This is a genomic window from Micromonospora sp. NPDC050276 (assembly GCF_044459545.1).
Taxonomy (GTDB): Bacteria; Actinomycetota; Actinomycetes; order Mycobacteriales; family Micromonosporaceae; genus Micromonospora.
Map to the genome: position 1 here is coordinate 146,406 of NZ_JBITJA010000010.1, position 13,309 is coordinate 159,714.

The following is a 13,309-nucleotide window of genomic DNA, read 5'->3' on the forward strand; positions in this document are numbered from 1 at the left end:
TGGTGAACATAGACACTGCCGGGACGGGTGGGAAGATGAATGCGTCGATTTGTTGCAAGATTTTGTTGGGAATGCTTTTCACCGTCACACACCTGCGCTTCATCAGCGACGCTGGCCAGCGTCGACGGGTGGGGCGCGGGGTTTGTAACGACAGGTGTCGACCAATTGGATCGACCTACGGCAGTGGGGCCGGTGGCGTCTCCGCCACCGGCCCCACCTCAGTTGTTGATCTGCGAAACCGTTACTTCTTCGCTGGGGTCACGTAGATCATGGCGGACGAGTTGTCCGCGGCCGCCTTCTTGATGGTGAGCGAGACGCCGTAGTTCACGCCCTGGTCACCGGGGTTGCCGGTGCCCAGCACGATCGCGCCACCGCCCAGGGTCACGCCGTAGTACTCCGGCGCGGGGCTGCCGTCCGGGTGGGTGACCCGGGTGGTGTACGGCGCGTTGTCACGCGACGGCAGCACCACCGACGCGTCGTTGTCCCGGGCGTAGGCGGCACCATCGCGCATTTCGATGCCCGGGTACCAGCCCTTGGCGTCGGTGAACGCCTTCACCGGCGCCTGACCCTTGAACTTCGTGCAGTACGCGCTGTACGGCTCGTCCGCCGCCTCCAGGCACTCGGTGAACGGGTACGTCCGCTGCAGCGAGAAGGCCGCGTTGGACGACTGCGGACGGCTGGGCAGGTTGTCCGTCACCGACGGGTCCTTCACAGCCGCCTCGCCCGTGCGCCGGTACGGGTCGAAGTGCGAGTCGACGATGAGCAACCCGCCCTTCGCGCCGTAGCTGGGCAGCGCGGTCATCTGCCCGGTGACGTGGTTGACGTCGCCGAGCGCGGTGTCCCGGTACCAGACCAGCATGCCCGGCGCGTTGTAGGAGATCCGGTCGACCTTCCACGCCTCGTGCGAGTAGATGGTGTCGTAGGCGTACTGGAGGCCCTTGTCGAAGCCGTCGAAGTTGCGCCACTCCGCCAGGTAGTACTGGGCGTGCACCTCGGTGCCGCTGGAGACCTTCCAGCCGCCGCCGGTGGTGTCGACGAAGGTGCCGCCGGTGGCCGTCCAGCCGTTGGCGCCGCCCTCCACGTCGTCACTCCAGGTGGTGGCGCCGCCGCCGGTGACCGAGAAGTCGTCGACGAACCAGTTGCGCTCCTCGAACGCCTCGTCGGTGGCCAGGCGCAGCCGCACCTGCACGGTCGTCCCGGCGTACGCCGACAGGTCGACGTAGTCGTGCCGCCAGCCGTCGGTGCTGCCGGTCAGGCCGTACTTCTTGCCGCCGAAGTCGCTCATCCGGCCGTTCGGGTCGGCGTAGCCGTCCGGCGTGGTGACCGCCGTGCCGCCCTCGTCGTACACCTTCTGCTCGGTCCAGGTCGTACCGCCGTCGGTGGAGAGCTCGACGAAGCCGTAGTCCCAGTCCTCCTCGATGATGTAGTTGTTCCACATCCAGAACTTCGAGTCGGCGGCCGCCGGCACGTCGACCGAGCGGCTCAGCTTGACGTCGGCCCACTCCTGGTCGTTGTTGCTGTGCCACATCTTCGTGCCGCTGTGCGGCGTGGCCAGCGTCGTCACCTTGTCCGGCAGGTCGACCTTGATGCCGTCCTCGGAGTCGATCGGGGTACGCGACGTCTGGCCGAGCTTCACCTCCCGGGGGTTCGACCCGGGGCGGATGGTCAGCGGGTCGGCCCAACCGAGCACCCACTTGTCCCAGATGCCCATGTGCGTCGGCAGCGCCTGGAAGATCTCACCGGAGTGCGAACCCGAGGCCATCAGGTCCCAGAAGTCCACGTCGGAGTCGGCGTTGCCGGACGTGTCGTAGAGGTCCGGCAGACCCAGGTCGTGGCCGAACTCGTGGGCGAATACGCCGACGCCGGCGTCCTCCGGCTGCACGATGTAGTTGGACGCCTTGAGGTTGGTGCCCGGGATCGTGTAGCCACCGGCGACCGTGGAGGAGTGCGCCCACACGGCGTACACACCCTCGGCGCCGCCGCCGCGGGACTTGCCCTGACCGGCGTGCACCAGCACGAGGTGGTCGATCACGCCGTCCGGCTCGAAGACGTTGCCGTCACCGTCGCGGTCGGCCTGGTCCTCGATGTCGTAGTCGGCCCACGGGAAGTTCGGGTCCTTCGCGACGAGAGCGTCGATCGCGTCGGTCGCCAGGCGGCCCACGCCGGCCGGGTTGTCCGGGTGGCCGTTCATCGACTGCTCACGGCCGGGCACCCAGGCGCCGGTCTCGTCCTGGAAGCAGCGGTTGGCCGCGTACCAGCCCTCCGAGTGCGGCACGGTGATCCACGGGCTCGCCTGCCCGTCCACCGTGTACGCGTTCTTGGACATCTCCAGGTACATGTTGTGCATGGTGCGACCGGACAGGTCGATGCCCTTCTTGCCGTCCGGGCCCTTCAGGTCGGTGCGGACCCGCTCGGTGATGCCCTTCTTGCTGTAGAGCATCTTGTTGTAGTGCGACGGCGAGAAGTCCGGCACCCACATCGAGTTGTTGTCCTCGTGCGGCAGTCGCGCCGGGTCCGGGATCTTGTTGTGCTTCGGGCCGTTCTGGACGGTGCCGGGGACGCAGGTGCGGTCCTCGAACACGGTCTTGGGGACCATGACGCCGGTGAAGTCGTCGTTGGCCTTGTCGTTGAACTCCACCAGCAGCGTCAGCAGCTTCGCCGTCTGGGTGGTCGGCGCCTTCTTGAACTTGCGGGGGTTCTGGCCCGTCCGCAGCGACTTGGCCTCGTCCTTGGCGAGCTGCCGAGCCGCCACCGGGTTGCCCCGGGCGTGCTTGCGGTCGAACGCACGCGCGGACTCGGCGGCAGGGGTGTAGACGCCACCCTTGCCCTTGACCTCACGGCCGCTGGTGTCCGGCTGCACCTCGGGCTCGGCGTAGTTGATGTAGTACTCGTCCGCCCCGATCACCGCCCGGGGGGTGTCGGACGAAGGCTGGGCGGCCGCGCTGCCACTCACGGTCAGTGACGTGGCCGCGAGGGCGATGACGGGTAGCGCGACGAGTAGTCGTCGGCGCGACCCCGGACGGGAGTTTCTGTTCATGCCACTCCGTTTCTCGGGCAGAAGACGTCGGCCGGATCCGGTGGCGTGGAGCTCATCGAGGCCGCCCGACGAGCGTGAAACTAAATGACGAACAACCCGCGCGGCGGGATCGTGATCGATGCGTTATCTGTTTAACCGACGTATCACATCGATGCTTCGGACGTACCTCCATCAAAGACAACGGTGGGTGACGGCCCGTCCGGACCGCCACCCACCGCTGGGGTACGCCTACCGTCAGTCCTCGTCGGACTTCGCGCCGCTCATCCCCGAGGAGATCAGGTCCATCACCGAGGAGTCCTGCAACGTGGTCACGTCGCCCAGCGACCGGTTCTCCGCCACGTCCCGCAGCAGACGGCGCATGATCTTGCCGGATCGGGTCTTCGGCAGCTCCGGCACCAGCATGATCTGCCGTGGCTTGGCGATCGGGCCGAGCGTCTTCGACACGTGGTTGCGCAGGTCGGCGATGAGCTGCTCACCCGCGTCGCCGGCGATGTCCGTGCTGCCCCGCGGAATGGCGAACGCGACGATCGCCTGACCGGTGGTCGGGTCGGTCGCACCGACGACCGCGGCCTCGGCCACCGACGGGTGCGACACCAACGCGGACTCCACCTCGGTCGTCGAGATGTTGTGCCCGGACACCAGCATCACGTCGTCCACCCGGCCGAGCAGCCAGATGTGCCCGTCGTCGTCCTTCTTGGCACCGTCGCCGGCAAAGTACATGCCCTGGAAACGCGACCAGTACGTCTCGATGAACCGGTCGTCGTCACCCCAGATGGTGCGCAGCATCGACGGCCACGGCTCGCGCAGCACCAGGTAGCCGCCGCCACCGTTCGGCACCGACTGGCCCTGGTCGTCCACCACGTCGGCCACGATGCCCGGCAGCGGCGTCATCGCCGAACCCGGCTTGGCCGCGGTCACCCCCGGCAACGGCGAGATCATGATGGCGCCCGTCTCGGTCTGCCACCAGGTGTCCACGACCGGCAGCTCGCCCCGGCCGATGTGCTGCCGGTACCAGATCCACGCCTCCGGGTTGATCGGCTCGCCCACACTGCCCAGCAGGCGCAGCGAGGACAGGTCGAAGCCGGCCGGGATGTCGTCGCCCCACTTCATCATCGTCCGGATCAGGGTGGGGGCGGTGTACAGGATGCTCACCCCGTACTTGTCGATGATCTCCCAGAACCGGCCCTTGTGCGGGGTGTCCGGGGTGCCCTCGTACATGACCTGGGTGGCGCCGTTGGAGAGCGGGCCGTACACGATGTAGGAGTGCCCGGTGACCCAGCCGATGTCGGCGGTGCACCAGTAGACGTCCGTCTCCGGCTTCAGGTCGAAGACCGCGTGCGTGGTGTACGACGCCTGGGTGAGGTAGCCACCGGTGGTGTGCAGAATGCCCTTCGGGCGGGCCGTGGTGCCGCTGGTGTAGAGGATGAACAGCGGGTGCTCCGCGTCGAACGGCTGCGCGGTGTGCTCGGCCGACGCGGTCTCCACCGTCTCGTGCCACCAGTGGTCCTTCTCCGACCACGCCACGTCCTCGCCGGTGCGGCGGACCACGAGCACGTGCTCCACCGACGGGCAGCTCGCCACCGCCTCGTCCACGGTGGGCTTCAACGCCGACGGCTTGCCCCGCCGGTACCCACCGTCCGCGGTGATCACCACCTTGGCGCTGGCGTCCTGGATCCGGTTGCTCAGCGAGTCCGCGGAGAAGCCACCGAAGACCACGCTGTGCGCGGCGCCGATCCGGGCGCACGCCAGCATCGCCACCGCCGCCTCCGGGATCATCGGCAGATAGATGGCCACCCGGTCGCCGGCGGTCACGCCCAGCTCGGTGAGCGCGTTCGCCGCCCGGCAGGTCAGCTCGTGCAGATCCGCGTACGTGATGGTGCGGGTGTCGCCCGGCTCGCCCTCCCAGTGGATCGCCACCTTGTCGCCCCGGCCCGCCTCGACGTGCCGGTCCAGGCAGTTGTACGCGACGTTGAGCTGCCCGCCCACGAACCACTTCGCGAACGGCGGGTTCGACCAGTCGAGTACCTCGTCCCACTTCTTCGACCAGGCCAGACGGTCGGCCTGCTTCGCCCAGAACGCGAGCCGGTCGGCCTCAGCCTCGGCGTACGCGTCGATGGTGACGTTGGCGTGCGCGGCGAGCTCGGCCGGCGGGGGGAACTGGCGCGTCTCGTTCAGCAGATTGGCCAATGCCTCGCTCATGCCGTGACTCCTCATCCTCGGGGTGACCTGCGTCTCGATGGCACGAGGGTAGTCGCGGGGCCCTCGACCGGCCACGGCTGCCCACTCCGTCGCGCCGAGTGGCCCTCGCCGCGCGCCCGACGGCCCGTCCCGCCCGCGGTCGCCGCGCAGCGCGCCTTGATCGACACGGGTTCATTGAAGTTGGGGTGTCCGCGTGGCCTGGACACCCCGACTTCAAGAAATCCGTGTTGACCTTGCCCGTGCCGCGTCAAGTCGGGTGGTCCGGGTCGCGTTGCGGGCGGGTGCGACCCGCCCCGCCTCGTCGGGTCGTTAGCGTGGCGGGGTGACCACCGACCCGCTCGCGCCCCTGCTCGCGCTCGCCGACATCGCCGCCGCCGTCGAGCAGGCCCGCGAGCGGTTCGACCAGGCGCTCGGGCACCGGGCGCTGCGCCGGCACGGTGGACAGGTCGCCGCCGAGGTCAGCCTGCGCTCCGCGGTGGCCAGCGCGGCCCTCGAGGGGGCGGTGCACGAGCGCGAGGCGGTCCGGGCCGGCACGGTCACCGACCCGGTGCTGCAGGGGGCGTTGCGGGTCGCCGGGGCGCTGCCCGGCCTGAGCGAGCTGTGGCCGAAGGCGCCCCGCCAGGCGCTCGCGAAGCTGCACGTGCTCGCCGCCCGGGATCTGGTGCCGGAAGCCGAGCTGGGCCGCCCGGTGGCCGACCCCGTGGTCGCCACTCGACTGGACGGGCTGGCCGGCCTCGTCGCCGGCGGCACGAAGGTCTCCCCGTTGGTGCTCGCCGCCGTCGTCCACGGGGAGTTGCTGAACCTGCGACCGTTCGCCGGGCCGTCCGGCGTGGTGGCCCGGGGTGCCGCCCGGCTGGTGCTGCTCGCCAGTGGCCTGGACCCGCGTGGCCTGCTCGCCGTCGACGTCGGGCACCGCGAACGCGAGCCCGAGTACGTCGGCTCGGCCGGCGCCTTCGCCACCGGCACCCCGGACGGGCTGCGCTCCTGGCTCCGCCACTACATGGCCGCCGTCGAGGTCGGTGCCGACCAGCTCACCGCCATCGGCGACGAAATCCTCGCCGCCACCTGACCCCGCCAGCTACCCGGGAGCAGCGGCCCGTCCTCGCGACGTCGATCATGGAGGTGTGGTGCCCCGCGAAGGGTGCCAATCGGTTCAAGACGCCCACCACAACTCCATGATCAACCTGGTTTGGGTGGCCGGGGGGTTAGTCCCTGTCGCTCCGCTGCGCGAAGCGGCCCTAATCGGGAGGAAGTAGGTCTACTTCCGAGTTAGGCGGTCGTGGCGGCGCGGGTGCGACGGTGCCGGCCGTACCAGGCGATGCCGATGGCCACCCCGACGCCGACGCCGAGCGCCGCCGCGGCCACCGGGACCGCGGGCCGCTCCCGCAGGCGCCGACCCAGCGGGATCGGGTGCCGGAACTCCAGCACCGGCCACGCGTTCTCCGAGGCCAACTTGCGCAGCTGCCGGTCCGGGTTCACCACGCTCGGGTGGCCGACGCACTCCAGCAGCGGACGATCGCTGTACGAGTCGGAGTAGGCGTACGAATCAGCCAGGTCGTAGTCCCGGGCGGCGGCCAACTCGGTGACCGCCTCGACCTTGCTCGGGCCGGCCGCGTAGAACTCGACCTCGCCGCTGTACCGGCCGTCCCGCACCGTCATCCGGGTGGCGATCACATCGGTCACCCCGAGCAACTCGCCGATCGGCCGGACCATCTCCTCGCCGGACGCCGACACCAGCACCACGTCCCGCCCAGCCGCCTGGTGTTCCTCGATCAGGGCGGCGGCCTCGGCGTACACATAGGGGTTGATCAGCTCGTGCAGCGTCTCCGCAACGATCTGGCGGACCTGTTCCACCTGCCAGCCCTTGCAGAGCGCAGCCAGGTAGTCCCGTGTTCGGGCCATGGTCTGCTCGTCGGTGCCGCCCAGCCGGAACATCAGCTGCGCGTACGCCGACTTGACCACGTCACGCCGGGTGATCAGCCCGTCCCGGTAGAACGGCCGACCAAACGCCAGGGCGCTCGACTTGGCGATGACGGTCTTGTCCAGATCGAAGAAAGCGGCACTTCGGCCCACGGCGCGAAAGTCTAGCCGGATGGTCTATCGTCGGCGGGTGCCCGGGGTCATGCCACCCCTCAGACCTGCGGGCTGGCAGCACCATCTCCGCTCCGCGTGATCGCACTCACACTCCGCGAGGAGATTTTCGCAGTGAGTGGAGTCGGCACCACTCGACGTGACGGGCCCGCTCAGGCAGACTTGTCCGTACGACGAGCATTCACATCCTCGAAACAGACAGACCCTCAGCGGTTGCACCCCCCGTGACCGCTGAGTGGTTCGGCTCGACCCCCCCGGAGCCGAACCTCCGACGACCCCCGTCTCCCCCCGACGGGGGTCGTCCCTTTTCCCGGGAGCGCTTCCGGCCAGCTGAAGGTCTGTCTCCCGGGGCGGCCGGTCGGGACGGCGGGCGGGAAGGCAGCGAAGCGTCAGCGAAGGTCAGCCGGACGGGTCGCGTAGTGCTCGGGCCTGTGCGGGTACCGGTGCCGAGTGCGCCACCGCCGACGCATCGGTCGGAAGGTCCGTCCGCTGTTCCCGGCCGTTCCGATTTGGTCACGCCGACGGCGACACTCCATGGACTGAGCCCTCCGGTGGAAGCTTGCTCGCGCGTACCAAAATTTGTGCCTGCGGACCACGGCGGCCGGACGGACCGAGCCGTATCCCCTCGACCCAGACCCACTCATCGTCCGGAGGGCGGTGAGTCACCAGCCGAACGCCGGTCACCCACAACGTCACCGGCCCGTCCGACGGCAGGAGGCGATCGGCCGTGTCGATCTCCAGCACCGCGCCGAGTCGTATCCGAACGTCAAACACCGCGTCTCCTCATCACCGGCGCCACGTTGCGAGGCGGCGCGCTGTCGGTCTTGCCTGGCTGGATCTGAAGGCCGGCGATCTGCACGAAGACCTCCCGCCGCGCCAGCGCCTTGCCGCTCACCGGGTTGGTGGAGTAACCGGTGAGCCACACCCAGCCGTGATACGTCGGCTTGTCGCACACCGAGGTCACCCGCAGCCACAGCGCCCGATCGCCGCCGAACTGCACCGACGCCCGACCATCGACCAGCACCAGGTCACCCGGAACGGGGACACCCGGCCGGCGCGGCGTCGGTGTGCGAAGCGCTGAGGCGGGCGGGCCATTCACGGGCCGTCGTTCGGGTCGCGGCCCCACACCAGCACCCACCCCGGGCCAGCCTCAGCAGGTCGCCGCGCGACCGGAAACCGCGCAGTCCAGGCATGACCGACGCTCGAAGTCGCGGGTCCGCTCCGGACCACGCCCGATTGCCCGGACGGCGGTGCGGGCGAGGGTGTACTTCCAGCCCGCGCCCGAGCAGGATTGGCAGTTGATCGATGCGTTCAGCCCCGTCATGCAGACAGGTTGTGGCACATACCGCCCAGCTACCCGGAAAATCCTTCCGGGGTCGCAGCCGACCGAGGGGAGACGGTGAACCGGTGCGCGGAAGAACCAACAACCTGACCATCGGCGAACGCGTCGCCTGGTACCGCTACCGACGCGGCCTGTCCCAGGAAGTCCTGGCCGGGCTCATCGGCCGGACCGCCAACTGGCTGGGCAAGATCGAAAACAACCGGATCGAGCTGGACCGGCTCTCCGTCATCAAGTCCCTCGCAGAAGTCCTGGACGTCTCCCTCGGCGACCTGCTCGGCGAACCCTCGCTGCTCGACTGGACCGGCGACAGCGGCACCGCGACCATGCCCGCACTCCGTGCCGCTCTGATGGACTACCGAGCCCTCGGCCCCTTCGGCAGCGACACGGACGCGGGGCCAACGAGCGTCGCTGTGCTCAGGATGGAGGTAGGCGCCCTCTGGGATGCCTACCAGGACTCCCGTTTCGGGTACGTGACCGGCCGCCTGCCCGAGCTGCTGCACCGCGCCCAGGCCGCCGCCGACCACCACGACGGCGACGGCCAGGACCAGGCTCGTCGGCTTCTCGGCTTGGCGTACCAACTCGCCGCTACCCAGCTCACCAAGCTTGGAGAGAACGACCTGGCATGGATCGCCGCCGACCGCGGCTTGGCCGCCGTCGGACCCACGGGTGATCCTCTCGTCACCGGCTCCCTGTTCCGCTCCGTCGGACATGCCCTGCACGCCACCGGCCGCTACACCGAAGCTGTACGCCTCACCGAAGACGCCGCCGGCTACCTTGAGCCCTACCTCAAGCACGCCACACCAGCGCTTCTCTCCGTATACGGGACGCTGTTTCTCTCCGGCTCGATGGCCGCCGCCCGATCCAACGACGCCACTACCACCCGCACCTTCCTCGCCGCCGCCGACCAGGCCGCCGGCCAACTCGGAGCCGATGCCAATCACCTCTGGACCGCGTTCGGCCCGACCAACGTCGCCATCCACCGTGTCGCCACCGCCGCCGAGCTGGGCGACCTACAAGTCGCCATCGACCTCGGCCCGCGCGTCGACACCGCCAGGCTACCGATGGAGCGTCGGGTACGGCACGCCCTCGAAGTCGCCCGCGCCTACAGCGCGTGGAACCGCCTCGACGACGCCCAGGCCGTCATCCTCGACGCCGAACAGATGGCACCCGAGCAGGTTCGGCACCACTTCCTGAGCCGCCAACTCGCCCTGACCTGGATCCGACGGCAGCGCGGCAAGCCCCCGGCCGAACTGGTCGGCTTGGCCCAGCGACTCAAGGTGCTCGACTGAACCCAGTCCATCTAGGCTGCCCTGGTGACGGCCAACGAGATGCCACCCATGGCAACCCCACGCGTCGCCGCCGGCGCCCTCTTTTTCGACGACGAAGGCCGCGTGCTCCTCGTACGCCCGAGCTATAAGAAGCACTGGGACATCCCCGGCGGTTACGTTGAACCCGGCGAGTCGCCACGTACGGCGTGTCTGCGCGAGATCGAGGAGGAGCTGAGCTTAACCACGGCGCTTGGCCCCATGCTCGTCGTTGACTGGGCGCCGGCCGAGCACGAAGGGGACAAGCTCCTCTTCATTTTCGACGCCGGAACTCTCACTACGGAGCAAGTAGAGGCCATCCACTTCGCGGATGGTGAACTCACCGAGTGGCGCTACGTGACAGCAGACGACCTTGAACATTACGGCCCGCCTCGACTCACTCGCAGACTTCGCACAGCGATCGCATCGCGCAACAGCGGCATCGCCGCCTATGCGGAGCACGGCAAGGCCCTTTAGCCCAGAATCTTTGTACGTCTTCAAAGCGGCCCGCTTCGCAGGCCGCTCGCGCCGCTGACCAGGGGCCGGCCCGATAGGCCGCCGCCCGGGGCCCGCCGCCCAGGCGCAAGCGCACCCGGCGGTTCCAGCCCCGTCGGCGGCGCGACGTACGACGAATCCCCGGCCCGCCGTGGAGAGTGGCAGTTTCGGGGCTTAACCTTACGCCTCGTCGCTTTCGCCCGGCTCGATATCCTCGGCTTGAGGCGCAGACGGTGACGATGCATTCTGCGTTGGAACGAGACCTAGAGTATGTAGCCGCCTTACCGTTTGCGCATGGGCTTCCCGACGCGCAGCGTCCACCGCTTTGCCATCTTTGGTGAATACGGTTAAACCATGCTGCGACAACTTGGTGAGGGTCTTGTCGATCCGCCTTAGAGCTGTTGTCGCGTCGTGGACGCCGTAAACCCTCGCGAATACCCGGCTCTTGTAGCTTGCCCAGTCCAAGATAGCAATCGTCGGCTCCATGACCCTGTTTCGCGAGTCTTTGTATGTAGCCGTAATCTCATAACGGTCAGGGAGCCCCTTGTCTTTGCGTTCGATGCCGCTGTCCCAATAGCTTCGCCATTCCTGCCCGGGTACCAGCATTGGTAGTACGGCGGGAATCTCCAAGTTCTCCCATTCCGTGTCTGCAAGAGACGTTCTAACTAACGGTGGCACGCTTACAACCGTTACGTCTCGGGCGGGAGTAGTGCCGACGTTCTTGATTACCAGATCCATTAGGTGTTCGCTCGCTGGGCTGGTTTCCATGTAAGCAATAACGTACGGCTGCGCCTGTTCCCTGCGCAGGTCTCTTGCTTCACGGACTTGCCAAAATGCCGCGACGCTGGCGACGATTGCAACGACTGTTGTTGTCCAGCCCGCGCCTGCTGCCCAGGTATCGGGGTTGGTCTGGCCGATCCATCGCCAGATCTCATCCATGACTTCAAGCATTGCGTCAGTATGGGTTGCGCGGCGGGTGTGTTGCGCCTCCCGCGCCGGGCTGTGACTGTCCAATACCTAAATACCGTGCCTCCGGCGGGGCACGGGCGCTCTGGGATGGTGGCCGCCAGCCCGCCCACTCCACAGTGTGGGGACGAAGGCCGACGGGCTGGCTTGGTGGCGGGCCGAGGGCAGGGGGGCCGGCGTGGGGCGGAGGATGGAGGGCGGCCCGGAGATCCTACGACTGACCTCTCGCCTGGTCTTCGTCGCCTTCTCCGAACGATGCGAGGATGGATTGCGGAGTCGTATTGGTCGCCATCGCTGCTAGATGAAGTATCGTTATTCCCAGGTTGATCGTTCCGGTCAGAACCGGCTCGATGTCTCCGTCCTCTCTTATGAGCTGGTTTACCGTCTCGAAGAATGCTGGCGAAGGGCCGCCTTCGTGCAAATGTGCGCTGAGCACCAGGGATCCGCGCTTCATTCGATATCGGCTCTCCGGCGACACGGTGGGCGGGCCTGGCCTAACAAATTCACCGGTACGTCGAAATGGAGCGAGGACGTCTCCCGAAAGGTCTACCGTTTCAAGCCGGGCGATAGCGTCCATCGGCAGCATCATGGGCGAGATCTCGTAGCCCCCCAGGTCGTTCGGCGTAAGTCGCAAAAGGCATGGCTGGCCCGCCCTAGCAGTCATCCGACTGAGGTGACTTCGGATACCAGGAAGTGTGCGGAGGCACTCCCGCACTTTATTTGCAAAGGTCGCTTGTAAGATGGCGTCAAGATGGGGCATGGCCTCGCCTATCAACGGCAGCAGTTCGAAGGCCGGATCCATTGTGGCTAGATCGTCCCTTACCTTCGCGCCCCAATTAAAATCCCTCAACAAATCATCTCGGTTGAGCCTAAAGGAAATCCTTTGGTGCAGCCCTGCTGCCCGCTCCTCTGCTCCGGGTGGATCCAGATTAACGCTGCTGATCGGCAGACCACAGTGGGTTGTGTAGTTCCGCAGCTTGTAAAGAAAACGGTAGGCGATAGAGGAGTCGAACGCTTGACTACATGCTGACTTGAAGTCGGTGAAATAGTTGGAATTTTCACCGAACGTTCGCTTAAGCCAAGTCTCCTCATGGTCAAGAAACAGGCGAACAACGTTCAGCCAGTTCACGCACGCATTCATAAACCCAATTGCCGCCTCGCGTGGCTCGATGCGCCCACGCTCTCGGGGTAGGCCAAACAGTCTTAGATAGTATGCGTTCAGCGATTCTATTTCTTCATAGTTGCGGGCGACCAGCTTGAAGATCTCCTGTCCGCCAAGCCGCAATATCGATTCAACGGCCTGCCGGGCTTCCTCATACTCTGCCGCACTGAGTTCGACATCGAAACGGAAGTTCACTTGTACGCCCTGAGTTCCTTCTTCGACATAAGCCAGGCCGTAGGCAGGGCGATTGGCCCTCTGGGGAGCACAGTCATTGACCCAACGTAAAGCTCACCGAACAGCAAAGGAAGCGTGGCAGCGGTGGTCCCAGCGTTTGGTGGTAGAAGCTGGCCTCACGGTTGAGTGGTGGCCCGGACCTTTTGGTCCAGCACGGCCGTTGCGGTGCCATGGCAGGGACGGCGTGGTCGGGGTGGCGACCACGATCTGTGCTGGCCCGCCATCGGTGGCTGGGCGCCAGCGCACCGAGTGGGCGGCGCTGAGGGGCTGCCGGCAGCTGGAAGATCATCAGGCTTACAGACCCGGCGCAACTGAGATTGACATGGGCTTTCAACCACTGTCGCTACGCTTCTGCCCTAGATCAATACCGCTGGAAGTGCGTGTTTCAGGGCTACACCGTCAGCGCCTGCGACGATGTCTGCGACTTAGGATGCCGAAACACTCTCTTTTGAATCAAGCGGCCCGCGCCGGCCCGACCC

Annotated in this window: 10 protein-coding genes; 3 read left to right on the forward strand and 7 right to left on the reverse strand. The window is 67.0% G+C overall.

Going from position 1 to position 13,309, the window contains the following annotated elements:
* Positions 1 to 241: 241 nt before the first annotated feature.
* On the reverse strand, positions 242 to 3,037 hold the full coding sequence (locus ACIBF8_RS22815) for an immune inhibitor A domain-containing protein (protein ID WP_396785405.1): 2,796 nt from the start codon (positions 3,035 to 3,037) through the stop codon (positions 242 to 244).
* Between the two features lie 234 nt (positions 3,038 to 3,271).
* Positions 3,272 to 5,236, reverse strand: coding sequence for an acetate--CoA ligase (acs, locus tag ACIBF8_RS22820; protein ID WP_396785406.1), 1,965 nt, complete (start codon positions 5,234 to 5,236; stop codon positions 3,272 to 3,274).
* 322 nt (positions 5,237 to 5,558) lie between these two features.
* Between acs and ACIBF8_RS22825 the strand changes: the two genes are divergently transcribed.
* The gene (locus tag ACIBF8_RS22825) at positions 5,559 to 6,305 is read left to right on the forward strand and encodes an oxidoreductase (RefSeq protein ID WP_396785407.1); all 747 of its coding nucleotides are present in this window, start codon (positions 5,559 to 5,561) and stop codon (positions 6,303 to 6,305) included.
* 200 nt (positions 6,306 to 6,505) lie between these two features.
* Here the strand turns inward: ACIBF8_RS22825 and ACIBF8_RS22830 are convergent, their stop codons facing one another.
* From ACIBF8_RS22830 to ACIBF8_RS22840, 3 genes are all read right to left on the reverse strand, one after another.
* Complete coding sequence (locus ACIBF8_RS22830) at positions 6,506 to 7,309, reverse strand: HAD family phosphatase (protein WP_238661425.1); 804 nt, start codon at positions 7,307 to 7,309, stop codon at positions 6,506 to 6,508.
* 784 nt (positions 7,310 to 8,093) lie between these two features.
* Positions 8,094 to 8,351, reverse strand: coding sequence for a hypothetical protein (locus ACIBF8_RS22835; protein WP_396785409.1), 258 nt, complete (start codon positions 8,349 to 8,351; stop codon positions 8,094 to 8,096).
* A gap of 126 nt (positions 8,352 to 8,477) precedes the next feature.
* Positions 8,478 to 8,651: a hypothetical protein gene (locus tag ACIBF8_RS22840; protein WP_396785412.1), complete on the reverse strand. Its 174-nt coding sequence runs from the start codon at positions 8,649 to 8,651 to the stop codon at positions 8,478 to 8,480.
* A gap of 83 nt (positions 8,652 to 8,734) precedes the next feature.
* Between ACIBF8_RS22840 and ACIBF8_RS22845 the strand changes: the two genes are divergently transcribed.
* Both ACIBF8_RS22845 and ACIBF8_RS22850 read left to right on the forward strand, forming a co-directional pair.
* Positions 8,735 to 9,958 (forward strand): helix-turn-helix domain-containing protein, encoded by a 1,224-nt coding sequence (locus ACIBF8_RS22845; RefSeq protein WP_396785414.1) that lies wholly within the window; start codon positions 8,735 to 8,737, stop codon positions 9,956 to 9,958.
* Positions 9,959 to 9,982: 24 nt separating this feature from the next.
* Positions 9,983 to 10,450, forward strand: coding sequence for an NUDIX domain-containing protein (locus ACIBF8_RS22850; RefSeq protein ID WP_396785416.1), 468 nt, complete (start codon positions 9,983 to 9,985; stop codon positions 10,448 to 10,450).
* A 198-nt stretch (positions 10,451 to 10,648) separates the two neighbouring features.
* Here the strand turns inward: ACIBF8_RS22850 and ACIBF8_RS22855 are convergent, their stop codons facing one another.
* Both ACIBF8_RS22855 and ACIBF8_RS22860 read right to left on the reverse strand, forming a co-directional pair.
* Positions 10,649 to 11,407: a hypothetical protein gene (locus ACIBF8_RS22855; protein WP_396785418.1), complete on the reverse strand. Its 759-nt coding sequence runs from the start codon at positions 11,405 to 11,407 to the stop codon at positions 10,649 to 10,651.
* A 238-nt stretch (positions 11,408 to 11,645) separates the two neighbouring features.
* Entirely contained in the window at positions 11,646 to 12,791 is a 1,146-nt protein-coding gene (locus tag ACIBF8_RS22860; protein ID WP_396785420.1) for a hypothetical protein, read from the reverse strand.
* Positions 12,792 to 13,309 lie beyond the last annotated feature (518 nt).